This window comes from Pseudoalteromonas piratica (assembly GCF_000788395.1).
In the GTDB taxonomy this organism is placed as follows: Bacteria; Pseudomonadota; Gammaproteobacteria; order Enterobacterales; family Alteromonadaceae; genus Pseudoalteromonas; species Pseudoalteromonas piratica.
Genome location: NZ_CP009888.1, coordinates 1,979,205 through 2,003,676, shown reverse-complemented (window position 1 = coordinate 2,003,676; position 24,472 = coordinate 1,979,205). Strand labels below are relative to the sequence as shown.

20 protein-coding genes are annotated in these 24,472 nt (G+C 40.4%); 11 read left to right on the top strand and 9 right to left on the bottom strand.

Features of this window, described 5'->3' with window-relative positions:
- Positions 1 to 41 precede the first annotated feature (41 nt).
- Positions 42 to 2,408, top strand: a complete 2,367-nt coding sequence (locus tag OM33_RS09340; RefSeq protein ID WP_038641115.1) for a helicase-related protein — start codon at positions 42 to 44, stop codon at positions 2,406 to 2,408.
- 21 nt (positions 2,409 to 2,429) lie between these two features.
- On the opposite strand, the gene OM33_RS09335 is transcribed toward OM33_RS09340, so the two are convergent.
- From OM33_RS09335 to OM33_RS09325, 3 genes are all read right to left on the bottom strand, one after another.
- Positions 2,430 to 3,077 carry a CatA-like O-acetyltransferase gene (locus OM33_RS09335; protein ID WP_038641114.1) on the bottom strand — a complete coding sequence of 216 codons (648 nt, stop codon included), beginning with the start codon at positions 3,075 to 3,077 and terminating at the stop codon, positions 2,430 to 2,432.
- Between the two features lie 106 nt (positions 3,078 to 3,183).
- A complete protein-coding gene (locus OM33_RS09330) occupies positions 3,184 to 4,224 on the bottom strand; it encodes a Leu/Phe/Val dehydrogenase (protein WP_010560366.1) in 1,041 nt (346 codons plus the stop codon).
- A 449-nt stretch (positions 4,225 to 4,673) separates the two neighbouring features.
- Positions 4,674 to 6,200, bottom strand: a complete 1,527-nt coding sequence (locus OM33_RS09325; protein ID WP_038641112.1) for a fumarate hydratase — start codon at positions 6,198 to 6,200, stop codon at positions 4,674 to 4,676.
- 156 nt (positions 6,201 to 6,356) lie between these two features.
- Between OM33_RS09325 and pabB the strand changes: the two genes are divergently transcribed.
- From pabB to OM33_RS09310, 3 genes are all read left to right on the top strand, one after another.
- Positions 6,357 to 7,712, top strand: a complete 1,356-nt coding sequence (pabB, locus tag OM33_RS09320) for an aminodeoxychorismate synthase component I (protein ID WP_038641110.1) — start codon at positions 6,357 to 6,359, stop codon at positions 7,710 to 7,712.
- A 20-nt stretch (positions 7,713 to 7,732) separates the two neighbouring features.
- Positions 7,733 to 8,305 carry an NUDIX hydrolase gene (locus OM33_RS09315; protein ID WP_038641108.1) on the top strand — a complete coding sequence of 191 codons (573 nt, stop codon included), beginning with the start codon at positions 7,733 to 7,735 and terminating at the stop codon, positions 8,303 to 8,305.
- Between the two features lie 95 nt (positions 8,306 to 8,400).
- Positions 8,401 to 9,777: an L-serine ammonia-lyase gene (locus OM33_RS09310; RefSeq protein ID WP_038641105.1), complete on the top strand. Its 1,377-nt coding sequence runs from the start codon at positions 8,401 to 8,403 to the stop codon at positions 9,775 to 9,777.
- Positions 9,778 to 9,840: 63 nt separating this feature from the next.
- On the opposite strand, the gene cysB is transcribed toward OM33_RS09310, so the two are convergent.
- The gene (gene cysB / locus OM33_RS09305; RefSeq protein ID WP_010560371.1) at positions 9,841 to 10,818 is read right to left on the bottom strand and encodes an HTH-type transcriptional regulator CysB; all 978 of its coding nucleotides are present in this window, start codon (positions 10,816 to 10,818) and stop codon (positions 9,841 to 9,843) included.
- Between the two features lie 168 nt (positions 10,819 to 10,986).
- On the opposite strand from cysB, the gene OM33_RS09300 reads away from it, so the two are divergent.
- From OM33_RS09300 to OM33_RS09290, 3 genes are all read left to right on the top strand, one after another.
- Complete coding sequence (locus OM33_RS09300; protein ID WP_038641103.1) at positions 10,987 to 12,576, top strand: response regulator; 1,590 nt, start codon at positions 10,987 to 10,989, stop codon at positions 12,574 to 12,576.
- A gap of 2 nt (positions 12,577 to 12,578) precedes the next feature.
- A complete protein-coding gene (locus tag OM33_RS09295; protein WP_038641101.1) occupies positions 12,579 to 13,262 on the top strand; it encodes a sensor histidine kinase in 684 nt (227 codons plus the stop codon).
- A 110-nt stretch (positions 13,263 to 13,372) separates the two neighbouring features.
- On the top strand, positions 13,373 to 14,134 hold the full coding sequence (locus OM33_RS09290) for a hypothetical protein (RefSeq protein ID WP_038641100.1): 762 nt from the start codon (positions 13,373 to 13,375) through the stop codon (positions 14,132 to 14,134).
- 61 nt (positions 14,135 to 14,195) lie between these two features.
- On the opposite strand, the gene OM33_RS09285 is transcribed toward OM33_RS09290, so the two are convergent.
- The 3 genes from OM33_RS09285 to OM33_RS09275 all read right to left on the bottom strand — a co-directional run bounded on the left by OM33_RS09285 (position 14,196) and on the right by OM33_RS09275 (position 18,058).
- On the bottom strand, positions 14,196 to 14,792 hold the full coding sequence (locus OM33_RS09285; protein WP_038641099.1) for a CBS domain-containing protein: 597 nt from the start codon (positions 14,790 to 14,792) through the stop codon (positions 14,196 to 14,198).
- 87 nt (positions 14,793 to 14,879) lie between these two features.
- Positions 14,880 to 17,030: a response regulator gene (locus OM33_RS09280; RefSeq protein WP_199922435.1), complete on the bottom strand. Its 2,151-nt coding sequence runs from the start codon at positions 17,028 to 17,030 to the stop codon at positions 14,880 to 14,882.
- Positions 17,031 to 17,257: 227 nt separating this feature from the next.
- A complete protein-coding gene (locus OM33_RS09275; protein WP_038641096.1) occupies positions 17,258 to 18,058 on the bottom strand; it encodes a M48 family metallopeptidase in 801 nt (266 codons plus the stop codon).
- Between the two features lie 200 nt (positions 18,059 to 18,258).
- On the opposite strand from OM33_RS09275, the gene OM33_RS09270 reads away from it, so the two are divergent.
- Positions 18,259 to 19,437 (top strand): multidrug effflux MFS transporter, encoded by a 1,179-nt coding sequence (locus OM33_RS09270; RefSeq protein WP_038641092.1) that lies wholly within the window; start codon positions 18,259 to 18,261, stop codon positions 19,435 to 19,437.
- A gap of 70 nt (positions 19,438 to 19,507) precedes the next feature.
- Here the strand turns inward: OM33_RS09270 and grpE are convergent, their stop codons facing one another.
- The gene (grpE, locus tag OM33_RS09265; protein WP_038641091.1) at positions 19,508 to 20,089 is read right to left on the bottom strand and encodes a nucleotide exchange factor GrpE; all 582 of its coding nucleotides are present in this window, start codon (positions 20,087 to 20,089) and stop codon (positions 19,508 to 19,510) included.
- 56 nt (positions 20,090 to 20,145) lie between these two features.
- The gene (locus OM33_RS09260) at positions 20,146 to 21,090 is read right to left on the bottom strand and encodes an HrcA family transcriptional regulator (RefSeq protein ID WP_038641090.1); all 945 of its coding nucleotides are present in this window, start codon (positions 21,088 to 21,090) and stop codon (positions 20,146 to 20,148) included.
- Between the two features lie 71 nt (positions 21,091 to 21,161).
- Between OM33_RS09260 and nadK the strand changes: the two genes are divergently transcribed.
- The 3 genes from nadK (at position 21,162) to recN (ending at position 24,417) form a co-directional block, all read left to right on the top strand.
- A complete protein-coding gene (nadK, locus tag OM33_RS09255; protein WP_038641088.1) occupies positions 21,162 to 22,040 on the top strand; it encodes an NAD(+) kinase in 879 nt (292 codons plus the stop codon).
- A gap of 33 nt (positions 22,041 to 22,073) precedes the next feature.
- Positions 22,074 to 22,586, top strand: a complete 513-nt coding sequence (locus OM33_RS09250; RefSeq protein ID WP_038641085.1) for a hypothetical protein — start codon at positions 22,074 to 22,076, stop codon at positions 22,584 to 22,586.
- Positions 22,587 to 22,749: 163 nt separating this feature from the next.
- Positions 22,750 to 24,417, top strand: a complete 1,668-nt coding sequence (recN, locus tag OM33_RS09245) for a DNA repair protein RecN (RefSeq protein ID WP_038641084.1) — start codon at positions 22,750 to 22,752, stop codon at positions 24,415 to 24,417.
- Positions 24,418 to 24,472 lie beyond the last annotated feature (55 nt).

Genomic DNA, 24,472 nt, shown 5'->3' with positions numbered 1-24,472 from the left:
TACTGTCAATTATATCGCGACTCGGACAAAGAAATAAACGCATGCTACCAATCAACCAGATTAAAACCGATTTTTTAGCCCATATTGGCAACAACAATAGCTATCAACCGATTATTGTGAGCGCCAACACGGGTACGGGTAAATCGACCCAATTGCCACAATGGTGCACACACACAGGCAAAGTATTGGTCATTGAGCCAAGGCGTATTGCATGTACTAGCCTTGCCGAGCGCGTCGCAAACGAAATGCAAACACCCCTTGGCGAAAAAGTGGGTTATGCCATTCGCTTTGAAATACAAGCAAACGACAACAGCGAAATAGTGTTTGTTACCCCGGGTGTGGCACTGCGCTGGTTAAATGAAGGGTTATTAAACGATTTCAATACCATTATGCTCGATGAGTTTCATGAGCGCCGCTGGGATACCGATTTACTGCTGGCTTTACTGCTTGAGCATAATAAAACCAGCAATCAGCCCTATCAGCTGGTGATCACCTCTGCCACATTAAACGCTGAGCAACTCATTAACTATTGCCAAGGCACGCATTTACATGCCGAAGGTAAGGTGTTCCCAGTAGATGAGCATTACCTTGCCCCCGCTATGCGTGATATGCCACATAAAGACAACCTCACTGAGCGCATGGCATTTGCCGCTGAAAAAGCGTATCAACTTGGCAGCCAAGATGTATTGGCATTTTTACCTGGCAAAGGGGAAATTCAACTGTGTGCCAGTTATTTGCGGGCACGATTGAACAACCAATTCGATATAATCACCTTGCATGGTGCAAGCCCCATCAGCGAGCAAAAACGCGCTTTGCAACAAGGGGATAAACGCCGCCTTATTTTAGCGACTAACGTGGCAGAAACATCTTTAACCATACCCGGTGTTGATGTGGTGATTGATTCGGGACTTGAACGCCGCACGCATATTCGTAACGGCCAAAGTGTATTGGATTTAACTGCGATTGCCAATGACTCCAAACTACAACGCCGCGGTCGCGCTGGGCGCATTAAACAAGGTGTTTACTTAGCCTTGTTTGGTCAACATGCACCGCTTGAAGCCCATACACCACCTGAAATCCAACGTGAAAATTTAACAGATATGATGTTGGCAGCCGCGGCAAATAATAATGCTCTTGGCAATTTACGCTTTATCAATCCACTATCACAACAAGCCCATGATTTAGCGTTTTCAACGCTTAAATCCATCAATGCCATTAACGATGCGGGTATTGCAACTGACTATGGTAAAGCCCTTGCGCCACTGCCCATTGACGTTTCGCTTTCCCATTTAGTGGCAAGCATGCCGAATAACCGCCTAAAGCAGGCAATGGCCGACCTTGCAGGTGCCCTAAGCGTGCCAGCCAAACTGTACACTCTAGATAAGAATGCAGAAAAGTTCCTGCAATTAGAAAATGACTTTCCGAACCTCTGTGACTTTAGCTTGCTCATTGGCTTAGTGCGCGGCCAGTTTTTAGAGTATATCAGCGCAGAAGAAAACGCCCTGATTGAGGCAAAGCAATTTGCCAGCCAGCTGCGCAGCCATTTCGACTTACCCGAGCTTAGTAAATACGCCAGTTACAACATCACTGAATTGCAACACGCTATTGCCGCCTTGCTGCCTAGCTGCGTGTATATAAAAAAGCAAAATCGCCGTGGTAGTTACAACAATGGTCAGCAAGAAGTGGTGATTGCTAAAGACAGCTACTTAAGTAATGAACCCGACGCCTTGTTAGTACTTAAAACCTACAGCCTTGCTGGGCGTGCAGTAAAAGACCGCAAAACACTGGCAACCAAGGTAAGCCCCATCACCACCAGCATTATTATTGATAATGACTTAGGTGAAGCAAAGCTATGCTCCTCTGAGATTACTGAGCAAAATGAACTGCTTGGCAATTACCAATACCACTACGCAGGCACATCTTTAAAATCGTTTAGCGATGTAATTAAAAGCCATGAATTTATTGCCGCCACCGTTAACCTAATTGAAACTGGTGCACTTTGTGAATCGCTTTTTGAAAAATTAACACAGGAATTCCAGCAACTTTGTCTATACCAAAACGTACACAGCACCGACTGGCAATTATTAGCACCACACAAACATATCGCACAAGTATTAAGTGATTTAGAAATAAGCTCGCTTGATGAGCTGGCACTTCTTGATAACAGTGATTTTGCCTATGGCTTAGTTGATGACTACACATGGCAGCAATTTTGTGAGCTGTACCCGCTAACAGTGGTGTTGCCACAGCAACAACTCAGAGTGGAATACTTTATTAGCGCAAAACGCGTGGTGCTTCATTACATGAGTGGCAAACGAGTTGAAGCACCTAAAAAGTGGGAACTACCTAACTTTAATGGCGCAAAAATACAATATCGCCGCGCCAGTAAATTGGTGGATATTAAATAACTGGGTTTTGATTAACTAAATTCACCTTAAGCTTTTAGCAAGTGCTGCCATTTCTTGCTGTAGCACATTAACAAACTGCGCAACATGAAAGCCGTCCATTAAGCCGTGGTGTACATCAATATTGAGTGGCATGGTGCCAAGTTGTATATCGAATTTACCAAACACATATTTGGGAATGCCATTTTGCTCACCAAACGGTGTCGCGTGAGAAAAGCCAGTAAAATCAAGCCAAGGTAACACCGACACATGAATACAGTTAAGGCGCCCTTCTATTGAGTTGAATTGCTCTGAGAAAAATGGCTGACTTATTGCTGTTTCAAATGCAATTTTGCCTTTTTCACTAAAGTCAGCAAAGCCTTCCGCATAAGGTAAGTACGAAATTTTAAAGAGGTTTTGCTCATCTAATTGCACCGCGTTGATTTCAATTTTATCGCACAACCATACTTGGTTGTTATCAATACGATGACAAACGGGTTGATAGCTATTATTGGCACGCAGCAAGGCGTAAAGGCAAGCTAAATAGAAAGACTGACCACTTTGCTTACATGCAGCAAACAATTCACCCGCATCTATACGCACACAGACCGAAAAATACGGGTTTGCTAAGTCTTTAAAAAATGAAAAGTGTTCGGCACGTTGCCAAGTAGAAAGGTCGATTTGAGTTGCCATAATCTTAAAATAAAAATGCCCGCAATTGCGGGCACCTTACCGAGCATAGCATGAACTTTCAAGCTCATTCTTTTACTCGTTTTTTTACAAGTAACAAACGGGTAAATTACAAACCGTTTTCGATGATTTCTTGTGCTAGTTCGTCTGCAATGATATGCGTTGACTTTTGCTCGTCTTCAGAGCGCTTGAAGATTTCGCTAAGTGTATCGAAAATACCTTCAACGTGCTTAGTTGCAGCTTCTGCACTGTAACCTTCTGGCGCCGTTTCGTAGTAAACGTTAATGATACCACCTGCGTTAATCACGTAATCTGGCGCGTATAAAATGCCTTTTTCACGAATAATTTCACCGTGGCGTGGCTCTGCAAGCTGGTTATTCGCACACCCGGCGATAATGCCTGCTTTAATGCGAGGAATCGTCTCATCATTGATTGTTGCACCCAGTGCACACGGCGCGTATACATCAACATCTAGGTCGTAGATTTCGTCAATGTTAACTGCAGTTGCGTTAAAGTCGTTTACTACACGGCTAACACGCTCTTCGTTGATGTCTGTTACAAACAGCTCAGCACCTGCTTCGTGTAGGTATTTGCACAGTGTATAAGAAACCGCGCCAAGGCCTTGTACTGACACTTTTACGCCCGCTAAGTCTTGATGACCGTGCTTGTGCTGGTAAGCCGCTTTAATACCTAAGAACGTGCCTAATGCTGTAAATGGTGATGGATTACCGCTCTTACCTTCAAGGCCAAGCACATAGTTTGTTTCAGTATTCATTACTGCAACGTCATCACAGGTGATGTTTACGTCTTCTGCTGAGTAGTAGCTACCACCTAAACGCTCTAAATGACGACCAAACGCTTTAAATAATGCATCTGATTTGATTTCTTTAGCGTTACCGATGATTACCGATTTACCGCCACCGAATGGTAAGCGCGCAACAGCATTCTTATATGTCATGCCTTTTGATAAACGCAGTACATCGTATACTGCATCTTCGTCACTTGCGTAATCCCATAAACGACAACCACCCACTGCTGGGCCTAATTTAGTGCTGTGTACAGCAATAATTGCTTTTAAGCCAGTTTCTTTGTCTGCACAAAAAACAACGTTTTCGTGGTTATCAAATTCAGTACGATTAAAAACAGTCACACGACTCTCCAACTTGTAAATGTTTAACGCATATAATAAGTATGGCGTTAAATGAACGGGTTATTCTTGGTTTGCACCGACTCTAACATTATCCTTTCATCAAGACTACAATTTTAGATGAACAACCCAGTTAAACTTACAATTAAACATATTCAATTCCATTTAACACTTACATAACGATAAACAATGCAATTACAGCGCTATTCCAAGCAAAATATCGCAAAGATCCGCTAATATTTAAATTGTAGATTGACGTTTACGTAAGCGATAAGCCAGTAAGATGGGAGAGCGTAAAGAAGAAATTACAGGGTTCAGAGCTTAATCAATGTGCAAATACTGCTCAAGCATAATTTCCAATCGTTTTTATCAGTTAAACTCTAGAGCGATGCAATAAAAAAAGAGCGCATAAGCGCCCTTTTACTTTGTTAAACTTGTTGCTCAACCAAAAATTATTTTAGTTTTGCGTCTAGCTCTTCAATTTTTGCTTTCCAGATTGCAGGGCCTGCGCTGTGCGCGTTGTTACCTTCGCTATCTACCGCAACGGTTACTGGCATATCTTCTACTTCAAATTCGTAGATTGCTTCCATACCTAAGTCTTCAAACGCAACAACTTTTGCTTTCTTAATTGCTTTTGATACTAAGTACGCTGCACCGCCCACTGCCATTAGGTAAATTGACTTGTTGTTTTTGATTGATTCAACTGTTGCTGGGCCGCGCTCTGCTTTACCAATCATGCCTACAATGCCAGTGTTCTCAAGCATTAAGTCAGTAAATTTATCCATACGCGTTGCCGTTGTCGGACCCGCAGGACCTACTGCTTCGTCGCCTACTGCATCTACCGGGCCTACGTAGTAGATAAATTTATTGGTGAAATCAACACCTTCAGGTAAGCCTTCACCTGAATTAATCATGTCTTGTAAACGCTTATGCGCAGCGTCACGACCAGTTAAGATTTTACCGCTTAACAGTACGGTTTCGCCCATTTTCCAATCGGCTGTGTCTTCTTTTGTTAAAGTATCAAGGTTAACACGGCGTGTGTCTTCACCTACTTCAAATGTTACTTCTGGCCAATCTTCTAGCTTAGGCGCTTTAAGATCAGCAGGGCCTGTACCATCTAATGTGAAGTGAACGTGACGCGTTGCCGCACAGTTAGGGATCATCACAACAGGCTTAGATGCCGCGTGTGTTGGTGCTGTTTTGATTTTAATATCAACAACGGTAGTTAAACCACCAAGGCCTTGTGCGCCAATACCTGTTTTATTTGCGCGCTCAAAAATCTCTAAACGAAGCTTCTCTTCCGCTGTTTCCGCGCCGCGCTCCATTAACTCATGAATATCGACCGGATCCATCAGTGATTCTTTTGCAAGTACCGCTGCTTTTTCAGCTGTACCACCAATACCTATACCTAACATGCCAGGTGGACACCAGCCCGCACCCATTGTTGGTAGCGTCTTTTCAACCCAAGCTGCTACATCATCTGATGGGTTAAGCATAACCATTTTAGTTTTGTTTTCAGAGCCGCCGCCCTTAGCAGCAATCATTACTTCAACTTCAGCGCCTGGCACCATGTCGATATGCACAACTGACGGTGTGTTATCTTTAGTGTTTTTACGGCTGCCTGCTGGGTCTGCTACGATTGAAGCACGCAGTGGGTTATCTGGATTAAGGTATGCGCGGCGTGTGCCTTCATCAACCATTTGCTGAACCGTCAGATCGGTTTTATCCCATTTAACGTCCATACCCACTTTAACGAAACACGTTACAATACCCGTATCTTGACACAGTGGGCGCTTACCTTCTGCCGACATACGCGAGTTAATTAAGATTTGTGCAATCGCATCTTTAGCCGCTTTGCTTTCTTCTTTTTGGTACGCTTTATCAAGCGCTTGTACGAAATCTAATGGGTGATAAAACGAAATGTATTGCAATGCATCTTCGATGCTGTCAATAAAGTCTTGCTGACGGATAGTGCTCATTATGTATCCTTATTATATGCCGTGACGGTGGCAAATGTTTACAGTGTGAATAGTGTCAAACACAGCTTACTCATGCAATCTGTGCAGTAATTCGTTAAACTATGCATGTATAATAACCTCCCAACTCGTTTGCGACCAGTCTGGTAGTTAAAGTTAATGATAAATGAACAATTAATATGCAAAAAATTAGACTTAGCGCTAACTAGCGAGCACGTTTTTAGTTTTTTTGCAGATTTGCAGTATGCCATTTTCTTAGATTCGGCAAACCCAGCACACCCAAATAACCGCTTTGACATTATTGTTATTGATCCCATTTCACTGATTGAAGTAAAAAACAATGTGACTTTTGTTGATAATATCCAAGCTGAGTGTGATGGGTTTAGTGCAATACACAACGCAATAAGCCCATTCGTAAAAGACAAAGCCCCATTTGATTTACCGTTTTCAGGCGGCGCATTAGGTTTGTTCAGTTACGATTTAGGCCGCTCAATCGAAGTGATGCCAGAAATTGCGAAAAACGATATCGATTTAGGCCAAATGCTCGTGGGTATTTACCCCGACGCCCTGATATTTGATCATCACGAAAACCAGTGGTTTTATATCGCGCAACCATGTTGCGATAGCGAAACACGGCTTAATAATTACCTTGCACCGCTTACAGGCGCTGAAGGCGAGCGTAAACCCTTTGCCTTAACAACTAAGTGGCAATCAAACCTGAGTAAAGGCTGTTATGGTGAGCGTTTTAATAAAGTGCAGGAATACTTAAAAAGCGGCGATTGCTACCAAATAAATTTGGCACAGCGCTTTGATGCGAGCTTTACTGGTAACCCTTGGCTTGCCTATTGTAAGTTGCGAAGTGCTAACCAAGCGCCCTTTTCGGCTTATATTAATACCGGAGAGCAACAAATACTCTCACTTTCGCCTGAACGTTTTATTCAGGTAAAAGAGCGTCAGGTTGAAACTAAGCCGATTAAAGGCACAGTGCCACGCAGTCAAGATGCACATATTGATGATGATAATAAAGCACGCCTTGCAAATTCAACCAAAGATCGCGCTGAAAACGTGATGATTGTTGATTTACTGAGAAACGATTTAGGCAAAGTAGCTAAGCCGGGTACCGTTGAAGTGCCTAAGCTCTTTGATATTGAAAGCTTTAACGCAGTGCATCATTTAGTATCAACGGTTACATCTACCCTTGCTGACGGTTACAACTCGATTGATCAATTAAAAGCAGCATTTCCCGGTGGCTCGATAACTGGCGCACCCAAAATCCGAGCAATGGAAATTATTGAAGAATTAGAACCTCACCGCCGCTCAATCTATTGTGGCTCAATTGGCTATATTTCTGCCTGTGGCACCATGGATACTAGCATAACCATTCGTACCTTGGTTTGTGAAAAAGGTAAAATTTATTGCTGGGCTGGCGGTGGCGTGGTTGCCGATTCAACCCTTGAGTCTGAGCTGCAAGAAACATACGATAAGGTAAATCGTATTTTACCTGTACTTGAATAAATGCTCGCTTAGGACGTGTTATGCAGTTAAGTGAATTTCTAGCCCGTTTCCATATTCAGCAGCCAAGCAATGACGTTGGCTTTCCAATACAAATGCGCAATATTGCTAAGCAAAGCGCTGTATTGGTGCCGCTGGTTAATGTAAGCGGTGAAATTCATCTATTGCTGTGTAAACGTCCTGACTATTTAAAGCATCACCCAGGGCAAATTTGCTTTCCCGGTGGTAAATTTGAAGATTCTGACGCCAACTTACTTACCACAGCGTTGCGTGAAACCTTTGAGGAAATTGGCATTGAGGTGGACGATAACCATGTAATTGGTGATATGGACAGTTATTGGACGCTCACCGGATTTGAAATAAAACCCTACATTGCCCTACTTCCCGAAAAACCCAATTTGCTACTAGCAACCAATGAAGTCGCCAGTGCATTTTATCTTCCGCTGTCACAGCTTATAGATCAAAAAAATTGGCAAGATATTCAATTCACACGTCAGTTTTCTGCCTATACTCTAACTGGGTTTCAAACTGAATACGGCTTGCTTTGGGGTGCCACCGCGCAAATCATTCGCAATTTGATTAAACATCTAAATTAAGCACATAAGCATTAATCATACTAATTAAAGTTAACATGATTATAAATTAGAGTTATGATATCCGGCCGTTCAAAGATTAAGTAAGAGATATTCGTATGATAAGTGCATTCGATATGTTTAGTATCGGCATTGGTCCTTCCTCATCACATACTGTGGGCCCGATGCGCGCTTCAAGACTGTTTGTAAAGTCATTACAAGAGCAAGCGCTATTAGAGCAAGTAACCAGTGTTCGCTGTGAATTGTTTGGCTCACTCGGACAAACGGGTATTGGTCATGGTTCGGGTAAAGCAGTTATTTTAGGCCTTGCTGGTTACGATCCAGAAACCATTGATGCCGATCTGGTACCAAGCATTTTAGATAAAATCGAAAAAGAAGAAACTATCTATCTTGATCAAAGCCATGCTGCGGCATTTCCCAAAAAAGACGCTATCGTATTCCACCGTCGTAAGACCTTGCCAAAGCATTCAAATGCAATGGAACTACAAGCATTTAACGGCGAAGAATGTGTTTTCAGCGAGATTTTCTATTCTATCGGTGGCGGCTTTATTGTTCGCGACGAAGATTTCGAAAAAGAAAAGCAAGCTGCACTAACAATTCGCGAAGAAAACCCTGCACCATACCCATTTGATACGGGGGCAGAGTTAATGGCGCAGTGTAAAGAGCACGGTTTAAGTGTGCCAGCCCTAATGATGGCAAACGAAAAAACCCTTAAAACAGAGAGCGAGATCACAGACGAGCTATACAATATTTGGCTTGTGATGAAAGCGTGCGTTGAGCGCGGTATGCGCACTGAAGGTATTTTACCGGGCGGTTTAAAAGTAAAGCGTCGTGCACCGAGTCTGCACCGTCAACTGAACATTGAAACACATAACGATCCGCTGCGTGCAATGGAATGGGTTGATTTATTTGCCCTTGCGGTAAATGAAGAAAATGCTGCTGGCGGTCGTGTTGTTACCGCGCCGACAAACGGTGCAGCAGGCATACTTCCAGCGGTGCTAATGTACTACCACACATTCATTAAAGAAGTAGATAAAGACATTGCAACGCGTTACCTGCTAACCGCTGCTGCGATTGGTATTCTTTACAAAAAGAACGCATCAATTTCAGGTGCAGAAGTAGGCTGTCAAGGTGAAGTGGGCGTTGCTTGCTCAATGGCTGCGGGCGCACTCACTGAAATTTTAGGCGGCAATGTTGAGAAAGTTGAAAATGCCGCTGAAATTGGTATGGAGCACAACCTGGGATTAACCTGTGATCCGGTTGGTGGCCTTGTACAGGTACCGTGTATTGAGCGAAATGCGATGGGTGCTGTGAAAGCAATTAATGCATCTCGTCTTGCAATGCGCGGCTCTGGTGAACAAAAAGTATCCCTTGATAAAGTAATCAAAACCATGTGGGATACGGGTAATGATATGAAAACCAAATATAAAGAAACTGCCCGAGGCGGTTTAGCGGTTAACATTATTGAATGTTAATCACCAAAAACACTACAAAAAACGCCACTTAAAGTGGCGTTTTTTTATGCTTTGTAAGACGAATTATCGTACTGGTAACTCGATGTCTTTAAACAGATAATCAACATCATCTTGATTACGTAGCATACATGCACGCTCAACGATGGTTTTATCTAAATGAGGCGCGAATCGCTCGATAAAGTCATACATGTAGCTGCGCAGGAAGGTGCCTTTTCTGAAACCAATTTTGGTGGTACTTGCTTCAAACAAGTGACTCGCATCAATGACTACTAGGTCTTTATCGTTCATTTCATCAATGGCCATAGAAGCAACAACACCCACACCTAAGCCTAAACGCACATATGTTTTAATTACGTCAGCGTCCGTTGCGGTGAACACAATTTGCGGCTCTAATCCGTGTTTAGTAAATGCTTTATCTAATTCAGAACGCCCAGTAAAACCAAATACATAAGTGATTAAGGGGAATGCAGCAACATCTTGAATTGTTAAATTATTCGCCTTAGCCGCCAATGGATGATCTTTAGCCACTACAATACTGCGGTTCCAGTGATAACACGGCAACATGATTAAATCAGTATAAAGATGAAGTGCTTCAGTAGCGATTGCAAAATCTGCATCACCACGTGCTGCAGCGTCGGAAATTTGTTGCGGTGTACCTTGATGCATATGCAGTGACACTTTCGGGTATTTATTCATAAACCCTTGAATCACATTTGGTAATGCATAACGTGCTTGGGTATGTGTGGTAGCAATATTTAACTTACCTTGATCAGGTAAAGTATGCTCATTTGCAACCGCTTTAATACTTTCAACTTTGGCCAGTATCTCACGGGAGATATTAATAATATCTTTACCTGCAGGGGTAACATGCGTTAAATGCTTACCGCTACGACCAAAGATTTGCACACCTAGCTCATCTTCAAGCATACGTACTTGTTTTGAAATACCAGGTTGCGATGTATATAAGTTTTCAGCGGTTGCTGAAACATTTAAGTTGTGATTGAGTACTTCAACAATGTACTTTAGCTGCTGTAATTTCATAGCGAGTATTTTGTATTTATTATTACCTTTATTTATATACTTTTGTCTCTTTTATGCCAAGCATAAATTCAAATCTTGCGTATATATTCCAATATTAACTACTACACTTTTGTAAAAATAAGAAAAAAGCGTCTAAATTATTAGTATCAAAAATAATTTTCGGTAAATATGGTCAACTCACTGCAACGATATAAATCTGTCTCTGTGCTGATTCTGGATGATTACTCAGAGTTTCGTCTCTCATTAAAACAAATGGTAGAAAGCTTTGGGGTTAACCATATAGATGTGTGTACAAATGCTGAAGATGCACTCGCCTGTTACAGTGAACACTATCATGACATCTTGTTAGTGGATTACAACTTAGGTGATGGCCTTAATGGATTACAATTACTTGCCGAGCTTAATCACCGTAACTTGCTAAAGTACGGCACTAATTATGTACTAATAACAGGTGAAACAGCGTCTGATTTAGTGATGGGCGCACTCGAATATCGCCCAGATGATTATCTAGCAAAACCTTTTACCAAAACCACTTTAAAATCTCGCTTGGATAAATTGGTAGAAAAAGCGCTGGCATTTAAGCCAATTTATAATGCACTGAATCAAAAAAAACCGAAAACGGCCCTCTCCCTTTGCGACCAGCTAATGGCGGAAAATAAACGTGTGAGTATTGAATGCCTACGCTTAAAAGCGGATATTTACCTGAAACAGCTTAATTACGCGCAAGCCTTAAGTATTTATAACTCTATTTTACACAAACGTGAGCTCAGTTGGGCACAAATGGGGGCTGCAATATGCTATTTAGCTTTAGGTGAAAGCCATCAATCGCTCGAGCTATGTAAATTAATCGTCACCAAAAACCCAAGTGCAGTTGAGGCCTATGATTTAGCTTGTGAATGTTTTATCCAGCAACACGATTTTGAATCCGCTTATGCGATTACCCAAAAAGCCATTGCTCATTCACCAAACTCAATTATAAGACAACGACAACTGGCTAAATTAGCAACTCGATATAATGAGCTTGAGATAGCTTTTAACGCCTACAAACGGGTTTTACAACTTGCAAAATATTCCTGCTTAGCGCAGTTAGATGATTATTTACACCAACTCTGTGTATGCACCTTAATTCAACTCGGTGAACAAAACGCGCTTGCAAGGCGTGTTAAAAAAGACTTTTCAAGTGTCTATCGTGCAATGACAAAGTACTACCCTGGTATTCAATCGCAGCTTATTACTGAATTACACCAACATTTCATAGAGTATCTCGTCGATAAAAGCGGTAAAACTGGTGAAAAGTTAATGAAAACAGCAGATAAAGTTGCCAGTTTTCCCGACCCGCTTAACCCTGTATTTGTAGACTTATTAGAAATTGTGATGAAACATGCCGATATTGAGCGAGTTACCAACACCTTAGACCCACTTGTAACCAAAGAAAAAGCGAAACTAATTGCCCATGATGACCCTGAAAAGTCTGAAAACTTCAATCAACAAGGCATGGTGAAATATAAGGAAAAAGCGTTTGAAAGTGCTCAAGGAGCATTTGCAACAGCCTTGGCAAATGCACCAAATAACCCCAATATAGCGTTAAATTTGTTGCAAGCTGTATATCAGCTTTATAAACAGCAGCAAAAATTTTCATTAACTAAACGTCAATTTGCGCTCTCATTTAATGCTTTAAAAGCCTTAGCGCCAAATGACCATCGCTATAAACAAAGCCAAAGTTTATTAAACTTTGCCAAAGCAAAACTCACGGAGTAAGCATGGATAATAACAAGCTTGATTTTTCAGTGGTTCTCGCTGCCAGCATGCATGATATGAAAAATTCATTATGTATGCTTTTGCAATCAATGGAAACAATCAGTGAATCAATTGAACATACTCCCGAAGCACAATCAGAATTTGCCAAGATCCATTATGAAGTAGCGCGTGTTAATTCCAACTTATTGCAAATGCTCGCACTCTATAGAGAAAACAATGCTCAGTTACCCCTTAATATTGAGGAACATTTTCTCGATGAATTATTTGATGAATTACTCGCGAAAAATGAGCTTTATATAACCAATAAAAAAATTACTGTTAGGTGTGAAATTGAAGAGGACTTGGCCTGGTTTTTCGATGCAGACCTGATATCAAACTTACTCAATGATATTCTTATTAATGCATTAAAATATACATCCAATGAAATGTTCATGACGGCGAAACAAATTGATGAATCCTTAGTGATTGAGATTCATGATAACGGTGATGGCTACCCTGACAGCATGTTACAAAAAGCAAATAACGAAATGACATCTGCACTGCTCAGCCAAGGACGAACTGGCTTGGGCATCTATTTTGCTAATTTAATTGCTGGTGCGCACATTAATAAAGAAAAAAAAGGGTACATATCCCTTGATAATCATAGCTGCCTAGGTGGAAGTCGTTTCACTTTGGTTTTACCGTGAATTAAAGCTGATAATAAAGTGGTAATATTAGTATTTTCCTTTTTAGAACACTACACTATATAAATAGAATTAGTTAAGATTAAGCGAATTATAATAATGAGAAAGACTCTATGGTAGTTTACATAATCATTACGCTGATAGTAGCTTTGATTGTTGTTGGTGTTTGGGTCAATGCTGTTCAACAGCATAAAGAAAAACAAAATGCTGAGCGCCGCCTTGAACTGACGAAGCAGAAAAAAGTGATTGAGGAAACTGAAGAAGTGCTCATGAATTCTGCTAATATCCCAATGTCAAAAGCGCTTTATACTGTTTTATATCAACGTATCTATGCCGCGTTAGTGATTATGGCTGAACTTTCCCCTACATCCAAAGAGATCAAAAATCGTTTGGTTGAAGCAAAAAATCGTATTGAAAACTCCAACAGCCAAGACACAAATGCTGATCGTGTATCTCTACCTGATAATGAAAAACAAGTTATCGCTCTTTTACAAGGCGTAAAAAAGCTTCGCAGTATAGTACGCTCTGAACATTCTAAGGGAAAAATGGATACACAGGTTTTTCTTAATGAAGATAAACGTTTAGAAAAAATGCAGTTACAAGTCAACATTGATAGCCAATTAAAACGAGGCAAAGCTGCTCGAAGTGCTAATATGCTGGGCTCTGCGCGCCAATATTTTGAAAAAGCGCTCGCAGTAATAAACTCTTTGAACTTTAGTGACGAATATATCGTTTCTCGAAAAAATGAGTTGGAAGACTTGCTCAGCGAGATTATGAGCGAATTGAAAGCAACTAATGCCAATGATGCTAAGAAAAAACTGGATGACGAAAAAGATGATTTAGATGAACTTTTTGCGCCTAAGAAAAAATGGTAAATAAAATTAAGTGCACTTAATTCATTTGGAAAAGGCGTTTTAAACGCCTTTTTTACTTACATCAATTTGCTTTATTTTTTTCTAATTGTGAAAACACAACATCAAATATTTCCTTAAAGGTATGCGCTTTTTCGTTAATATTAATTGGAATATGAAGTGCCCTTGCAATATCACTTGCCGATATCAAACCACGTAGTGTGTTTTCTTTATCAATTAATAATACATGTTGTTGCCCCATATTACGCAGTGTTGCAAGAACATCTCCAATCGTATAATTACTGATCTTAGAAAAGTTAATAGCTCGCATATCTTCTTTTTTAATCATCAAATTTTCAACAGTAAGATCTGCGCGGGAAACATTTCTTAGCTGGGCAATATGCAGTACCTTGTAAGATGCTAAGTCACTCGAGCTTATCACCCCCATTAAATTTTCACTTTGGTCTATCACAATCTTCGAACGTACATGACCCATTTTCATCATATAAAGTGCTTCATTAACTGATACATCTTTTTCAATGAGTTGGGGGCGTTTATGGTTAAAGTCTGTCACTATATGAGAGGCATTACTTGTAATATCAAGTGCCTCAGAGCTGCATAAACTGGATATAGATGTAACACCATTTAAAGAAATGGTATCAATTACTCTAAAATCTGTCATATCACCTCCTCATAGGTGGACGTGAGTTTAAGCACAAAGCTCAGGCTCTAAAATGTATTTGTCTATTATCTATAATGGTAAAACATTCTAGTTTTTCAAATTATTCAAAGCATGATGTTGTTCAATTCGGGTTTTAAATTGCGATAGCACATCAAGTAACTCAACAGGTAAAAACGGTTTGAATAAGACTTCATCGATACCAAATGACTTACAATAATTATATTCATCTTCGCGGTCACTCGCGGTCACAGCAATAATTGGTACGCCAAGTATATCGGCGGGCTCTGACATTCTAATTTTTTGTGCTGCCTCATAGCCACTCATTCTGGGCATTGTACAGTCCATTAAAATTATATCTATTTCGTGTTTGTGTTGTTGCCATAAATCAATAACTTCTTCACCGTTATTAGCAATCAGCACCTTATCTCCACGTTTTGTTAATATCGCACTTAAAACCCGTTGACTGATCGGCGCATCATCCGCAATTAAAACGGTGAGAGAGGAGGTATCCGTTGTCACAGGATAACGGTTAGTATTTATCTGATGAATAAGATCCGCTTTTATATCTTTAGGGTGTTTGGGTAGTTGCCACACATTGTTATAGCCAATATTGAGCGCTTTGCTCATTTCGCTATCATTAATATCATCACCAAACACAATCAAAGTAGCTGGTCGGTTAAAGCGATGACGATTAATTTTGTCATAAAAACTCACCAGTTGGTCATCAAGTTCTTGATACGATATCAATACAAAATCAAAACTAGCCTGACGTAAATCATCACCCAGCATATAATCAAGAGCCAACTCAGCATCTTGAACATGTGTGACCTGCATCTGAAAGTCTGCAAACAATTCGCCCAAATAGCGTGCTAGAAACATCCGATTATCTAAAATTAGTACACGTTTATTTATAAGTAACGAATCATCATTTAGGTTATTTTCAATCACTGAACTATTTGGTAAGCCAAGGGTAAATCGAATATCTGTACCTAGGCCTACTTTGGAATTAATGAACAGTTTACCTCCCATCAAACTAACTAAGTTTTGAGAAATAGTTAAACCAAGTCCACTACGATGATTTAATTTATTACGTTTCACTTTCGATTGATTAATTTTTGCTAACGTTTGCTCATCTATCCCTTTACCACTGTCTCGTACGCTAAATGTTAATTCAGATAGCCCAGCGGTCACTTCAGCATCCACCGTTAAACTGATTTCGCCTCGCTCTGAGTATTTAATTGCCTTAGCCACTAAATTGCTTAGCACTTGTTTTAAACGAACCGAATCACCAACTAAGTAGTGATTAATTGCAGGATCCACATAGGTTAACAAGCGCAAGTCTTTCTCAAGTGCTTTAAATTCAGACTCCTGAAAAACTTCGTTCACTAATTCGTGTACATCGAAAATATGTTGATCAATTGCTAACTTGCTCTGCTCAATTTTAGAGAAATCCAATACACTGTTTAACAATTCCAACATATTGAACGCACTTTTTTGAATAACGTTAACGTAACTGTGCTGACGGTGATCAAGCTTTGTCTCAGAAAGTAAGTGCGTCATTCCAAGTAAACCATTCATGGGCGTTTTTACTTCCATGCTGATATTGGCAAGAAACTCCCCTTTTAACTTATTGGCATTTTGAACCGATTGTTTTTGTTTTTTTAGATCAGCAAAGGATTTAGACAATGCCGCCATCATTGCATTGAACTCGATCACTAAACGGTTTATTTCATCATCCTTAGATTTTTTTCTGTCGAGCTTAAATTCCTCAGGTGTCGACATATTTACATGACTCATTGCATAAGCAAGATGATTTAAATGTCGCGTAACCAGCAAGTGCACCAAAGTAAAAATAATGAGCGATACAATAAAGGTTTTTGCCCCTTGGGTAAGTAAGGTCACAACGACTTTGTCTGCTAGATAACCATAAACACCTGACATATCCATCACGACGATTAACTCACCCAAGTGATATTTAGTACGGTTAAATCGATAATCAACAGCCCAAGACTTTCGCTTGGCATATTTTGTATCTGTTTTATTTACCGAGATGCGGGTTGCATTATCTTGTCTTATAAATACTGATGATACATTGGGCAATTCACTGATACCTTGTAGCAATAATTCCAATTGCTTTTCATCTTCAGCCCAGAGCGCATTTGTTACAGAAGGAAGGTGACTTTTTTCGATTTGCGCGAAGCCTTGATCAATTACACCAAGATCACGTTTGTAATCCATCCATATGATGGTGCTTGTAATCATCAAGGTCAGAAGTGAGCTTGTAAGTAATATGCCAACGAGAAGCTGTTTGGCTAAGGGATGTTTAAGTTTCAATGGACTACAGTAAATTATAATAATTATTATTTATAAATGTAGACCAATGTGTCGCTTTTTTAAACTTTTTGTTGCAATTTCTAATTGAGTAATTGGCAAATTACTCAATTAGAAGTAAAAATCTTTAACGTTTATTCACAGTGCGGTTTTTTGTTTTGTGACTTTGCCTGATTGTGCAAAACCATGGCATTTGGCATCCAACTGCGCAAATCACTGATACGCGTATCAGAAGAAGGGTGAGTTGATAAAAATTCTAGTGGCGCACCAGCACTATTAGCAGCCATGTTTCGCCATAATTCTACTGACTCTTTAGGATTAAATCCTGCTTTTGCCATCAGGTCTAGGCCTATTTTATCTGCTTCACTCTCATGCATACGGCTAAAAGGCATCATTCCCAAATATTCAGTGCCTAGCCCCAGCGCCATCATGGTTTCATTATGTAAACGGTTTCCTTGCGAGCGGCTGTAAGCATCAGCAACTTGTAAGCTTGCTTGCTTAATGCCTGCCGCCGTCATTCGTTCATTTGAGTGCTCAGCGATAACGTGCCCCACTTCGTGACCTAAAACGGTAGCAAGTTGGTCTTGCCCTTTGGCCACTTTTAATAATCCTGTGTGTACACCAATTTTGCCACCAGGTAGAGCGAACGCATTGGCAGATGGTTCTTCAAAGACCACAACTTCCCATTGTTGATTTGCGTATTTTGCCGGCAGCACAGAAATCACATTATCAGCAACACATTGCACATAACGGTTTATTTTTGCATCCTGATTGATAGGCTGCTGCTTTTTCATTTGCGCAAAGCTTTGCTTGCCCAGTTGATTCATTTCGGCTTCTGAGTACATTGCAATCTGAGTGCGCCCCGTTGGGCTTGATTTACAACCAGCAAGTGTTGCCGCCAATGACAATGAAATCACTAAATGAGATAGTTTCATACCCGTTTCCCTAGTGTAATTTAGGTCGTTTTTGTGACGTTAAACTCTTTGTTCCAGACAAAATAACAGTGGACTTTTCGCTCTCTGAATAAGCTTCATACACTGTTACATTTTCACTATTGCTATTCAACGCTCACGGTTTTAAAGACTTTATTTTACACGTAAAATACACAAGCACTATACCCTGATTAAGAAATTACGTGACAGATAAAACCCTATCAAAAACAATCCTGCCGCTGTTGTCAGCTTTGGTGGCAACAACACCATTAGCAATCGACCTCTACTTGCCTGCATTTGTTGCTATCTCCGCTTATTTCGATACAAATATGGCAAATGTGCAATTATCCTTAAGTAGTTATTTAGCCGGATATGCCATTGGAATGATGTTGTTCGGTCCTTTAATTGATCAAAAAGGCCGACGCATGTTTGCGCTTTTTGGTTTGCTCGGTTTTGCTGTGTGTTCGTTTCTAATTACAGTAACACAATCAATTGATACGTTTATTGCATTGCGGTTTGCACAAGCGTTTTGTGGCTCTGCAGTGACAGTAGTGGTCCCTGGTATCATTCGCTATATGTATCAAGAAAACACCGCAAAAGGCATGTCCTACGTGTCTATGATCATGATGCTCGCGCCCCTTCTTGCTCCGAGCATAGGCAGTGTGTTGATGATCACCTGGCATTGGCATGCAATTTTTTACGCACTGGCTATCTATGCAGTAATACTTTTCGTGCTTGCATTCTGCTTTTTAAAAGAAGTGCCAATTCATCCGAGTAAATTGAAAGGCCTCGCTTTATTTTTTTCTAATTACCGAATTGTATTGACCAATTACAAAGCCCGCTTTGATATTGTGATTTCGATGCTGGCATCATTTGCGTTTTTTTGTTTTTTAACCAAAGTGTCGGCTATATATATGGCGCATTTCAAGGTGACAGAAACAGAATTTGGCATACTCTTCGCCTTTAATGTATTGGCGCTTATGCTAGGAAATTTTATTAATACACGTTTGGTACCGCGCTTTGGTTCTCGCAAAATGCTCAACCTCGGCCTGATGATCAGTTTTATCTCAGTATCGAGTTTAATCTTTGTCAGTACCTTTGCTGAGAATGTTTATTTGGTCGCTGCGTTTATCGCACCTTTGATGATGAGCCTAGGCATTATGGCCACTAATGCAGATGCCTTAATATTGATAAACTTTAAGAAAAAATCAGGTACCGCAACTGCGGTGATTGGCACATTACGCTTTGGCAGTGGTGCACTTGCAGGGCCAATTTTGGCATTTATCCCGTTACCTCCGAGTACTGGGTTTGCCGTTGCAATGGCGATCGCAGTAACAGGTATTTTAGTTTGCCAACTAAAGCAAATTAAGCATGGTCACTAGAAGTGAGGCACAAAAATTAGACATAAAAAAGCTGTAACCTTGTTACAGCTTTTTTTTAAAATTAAAACGCTTACTCAGCCGCTTTAGACACCATTACCATTGCTGGACGAAGTAAACGACCATTTAATAGGTACCCTTTTTGCATCACAGCAATTACAGTATTTGGTTCTACGTCAGCTGATGGCTGAATTGACATTGCTTGGTGGAATTCAGGGTTAAAAGTTTCGCCTTGCGGTGATACAACTTCAACGCCAAATTTAGCAACTGCGTCAACAAAACTCTTCGCAGTCATCTCAACGCCTTCAATCACAGACTTAATTGCGTCATTTTCTTTATCAGCAAATTCAATAGCACGCTCTAAGTTGTCAAGTACAGGCAATAATTCATTTGCAAACTTTTCTAGTGCAAACTTATGCGCTTTTTCAACATCTTGTGCTGTTCTACGGCGAATATTTTCAACTTCAGCAGCAGCGCGAACTACACTGTCTTTTTGATCTTCAATTGTTTGTTTAGCCGCTTCAAGCTCAGCATGTAATACTGCGATTTCTGCTTCAGCGCTTAACTCTTCACTTCCTTGAAGTTCTTCAGCAACTTGGTCAAGGTTTTCCTGTGCTTCTACTTCTTGCTCTGGCTGATTATTTTGCTCAGACATTGATACTCTCCGAAATCTTACAACTGTTGCTAATTATGGGGATTGAAAAATGCCTTTCAAGAGCTAATTGCGCAATTAATCGATATTTCATTGATAATTGATTCAATTTTCGCCGATTTGGGACAAACCACACACAAGCGTCCTTGATATATTTCCTGAGAGAAATAAGGAACACTTAATAATAGATAATCTTGCAACGCATCGAATGGAAATTTTTCATGGTACATAACTGACATCCCCATTTTCATCGCTAGTTTTTCTTCAACAAAGTCTAAAAATGGCGCACCAATTTGGTTTAGCTGCTGATTAGTAAGCGCACCATATAAATGGTGGCTACCAATCACAATACTATTATCAACATTCAATTGCGCCGCAAGCGCTTTAATCCACATTCCAAGAGAGCCATGGCAGAACATCGGTGCACTTTGTCGCATCGCAGCCATTCGACGCAATCCTTCAGCAAGGTTATGTCCCGCAAAAACCGTATTGAGCCATGCGTTAAATTGATTCCTAAGCGAATCGTTTGCTTCAAATGGTTTGGTAATTTGAATATTTTGGCTGTTTCCTTCTTTGTCGAAAAGCAGAATAAGCCAGTTTTCAACACTAAAATCCAGCACTTCAGCGCGATAAATATGCTGTTGCATTGCCTCGGGTAAACTCACCAACACACAGACTTGAAAGTGTTGGCTTAAACGATGAGAAAACTCGGTGAGTTGTTGTGCCGAAGGTTGCCAATAATCAGCTATATTTGAAAGCTGAAAGAACTCTTCAAACCAATATCTAAAGCCAAGTTCAGTTGGCACCCGTCCTGATGACGTATGTGGTGCATATAACAGGCCTGATTTTTCCATACGCGCCATCGCATTTCGCACAGTCGCACTACAGATGTTAATTTGCTTCTGCTTAACTACATGACTAGAAGCAACGGGGGTACCTTGACCATTGCAATAGAGGTCCATCACTGCAGAAAAGATGAGTTGATCACGGGCACTTAATTTCATAATTATTATTTATGGCCTGATGATTAAAAATCAAGATATACTGTAGGCAAGACTTTAACAGTGACGATTTTATGGCACAAGTATTTAATAATATTGGATTGATAGGCAAACCGAATCATCAAGGTGCGGCTATTACGCTTGCCAAATTACATACCTTTTTAACTGCATTAGGTTACCAAGTTTATGTTGAAAGCCGTGTTGCCGAACCAATAGTCAGTGAAGAGTTCAGTGCTTCCCTTGTCGAGATTGGTCGTAATTGTGACTTAGCCATCGTAGTAGGCGGAGATGGTAATATGCTGGGTGCGGCAAGAGTGCTCGCCCGGTTTGATATTGCTGTTATTGGCGTTAACCGCGGTAACTTAGGCTTTTTAACCGACCTTGATCCAGATAATTTTGAACGAGAGCTTGAACAAGTATTAGCTGGCAAGTTCAGCGAAGAAAAGCGCTTTTTATTAGAAGTTGAAATTTACCGCCACGAAAAGCTTAAAAGCTCAAATACAGCAGTAAATGAAGCTGTGCTTCATGCTAACAAAGTCGCTCATATGATTGAATTTGAAGCATTCATTGATCGCGAGTTTGTCTTTTCGCAAAAATCAGATGGTCTGATTGTGTCTACCCCAACAGGCTCAACAGCTTACAGCCTCTCTGGCGGTGGCCCAATTCTCAATCCAAAATTAAATGCCATTTCTTTGGTACCTATGTTTCCGCATACCCTCACTAGCCGTCCACTGGTGGTCGATGCAAATAGTGAAGTGAAATTAGTACTGAGTCCTGCAAATGATGTTGACCTGCAGGTAAGTTGCGATAGTCATGTGGTGTTAGCTGTGCTTGCAGGTGATGAAATTGTAATAAAGCGAAGCGAACAGCAGCTTAGACTCGTGCATCCAAGCAAATATTCGTATTACAATGTGTTGCGCCAGAAGTTAAACTGGGGCAGCCGTTTATATTAATAATTAAAAAATAACGAAATAAGGAACAAGAAAGTGGGGTTTGTAGTATTTTTAGCCACCGTTTTACTAATTGTATTATTGACGACCTATTTGATAATCGATAATAACCGCAAAAAAGCCATTGCGCTTGTTAAACAACAACAAAATGAACGCATTGAAGAAGTAAGCAATCGCTACCAGCAAGTGGTACAAAAATACGGAAAAATGCGCATCATAAAACCAAAAGATTTAAGCAGTTTGTCACAAATCAATAATAATTTTTTTGTGATGCAAAGCAAAAATGATGAAAACATTTGCCACTACGAAAAAATTATTGGTCAATTAACTGATTTGCTAGAAATTGAACTCAGTAAATTTGATATCGCTGAGGATAAAAGCCAACTGACCAAGCAAATTTATTCTTTTACCGAGCAATTACCGAGTTCAGGGCACCAGTTTAATAGTGATTTTTATATTCACCAATTACCTTCGTTAAGCCAGCAAGTGATAACTACTCAATCACATATTCAGGAACAACCAGAAGCTGAATTAGAAATCGAAGCTTAACGTATAGAGGTGTTAAACGCGCTTTAGCACCTCTCATATCCCCAATTAATTATTTGACCAATAAATTTAATATCCTCAAGTGTAAATAATCGTAATTTTTAACTTGCCTATTTTTTAATTACTGTATAAATTAACAGTTAATGTACTGTATGGATAATCAGTTATGTTAACGTCATTACAAGTAACTAATTTTGCAATTGTTGAACACCTTGATATCGAGTGGCAATCAGGCATGACCACTATTACGGGTGAAACTGGTGCGGGTAAATCTATTGCGATTGATGCACTTTCTCTATGTTTGGGCGAGCGTGCAGAAGCCTCAATGGTTAGAGAAGGCGCAGATAAAGCGCAAGTATCGGCAGTATTTGATATTCAAAACTTGCCTGCGGCAAAACATTTTATAAATGAGCACGAACTTGGCGATAACACCGAATGCGTAATTCGTCGTGTCGTTGCAGCCAATGGCCGCAGCAAAGCATTTATAAATGGGGTTATGGTTCCTGCCGGTCAATTAAAAACGCTTGGCAATTTATTGATTTCAATTCACGGTCAACATGCGCATCAACAGCTAAATAAAGCAAACTATCAACTTTCAGTAGTCGATAGCTTTGCCGATCACACTGAGCTTTTAAACGAAGTTAAAACATCGTACAACCAATTACAATCGCTTGAGCGAGAGCAAAAACAGTTAGCTCAAACGCTACAACAGGCTGCAGCTGAAAAACAACTGCTTGAGTACCAGGTTGCTGAATTAGACGAATTTGCCCTAGCAACTGGCGAGTATGAAGAAATTGAGCAGCAACATACCTTATTAAGTAATGCAAATTCATTGCTAGAAGGCACGCAAAAAGAGTTACAAATTATCTATCAACAAGATAATTTCAACGCTTACTCTATGGTGCAATCAAGCGCAAACCAAATCGCAGAGCTTGCTAGCCTTGATAAGAAACTTGCACCTATTGCAGATTTACTCTTTGAAGCAAGCATCACGCTTGAAGAAGCCGCCCGTGAATTAAGCCATTATCAAGACAGTGTTGAAATGGATCCGAGCCAATTATCTGAACTTGATGAGCGTATATCACGTGCGCTTGATTTAGCTAGAAAACATGATATTACCCCTGAAGAATTGCCAAACCTGCATGCCGAGTTACAACAAAACCTTGCAAATATAGAGCAAAACGATGAGCGATTTAATGAGTTAGAAGCTGAAATAGCCAGAGCAAAAGAGCATTATTTTGCTTGTGCTAGCGTACTATCTGAAAGTCGCTCAGCCGCGGCAAAGGCATTGTCAGAGCAAGTCACCAAGTCGCTTGTCAGTTTGTCGATGGAAAATGCAAAATTTGCCATTTGCATAGAGCATCAAGAATCGGTTACCAGTAGTAAAGGGTCTGACACAGTTGATTTTCAGGTTGCTGCCAATACAGGTCAACGCTTACAACCACTGCATAAAGTAGCATCTGGCGGTGAGCTTTCTCGTATTAGCCTTGCCATTGAAGTGATTATTGCTGACAAGATGACAACACCAACGCTTATTTTTGATGAAGTAGACGTGGGTATTTCAGGACCAACCGCTTCAGCTGTAGGTAAACTACTTCGTCAATTAGGTAAAAGTACACAAGTTATTTGTGTCACTCACTTACCGCAAGTAGCATCAAGTGGTCATAACCAATTTTTTGTTAGTAAAACTGACGATGGCACACAAACAAATACGCGCATGACAGTGCTTGATAACTCAGGCCGTATTGATGAAATTGCGCGTTTACTCGGTGGTACAAATATCAGTGATATTACGCGCACTAATGCCTCTGAGTTGCTATCGCAATATCACTAAGCGATAACAATTTTCAAATAAGATAAAGGTGGGCAATGCCCACCTTTTTATGTTC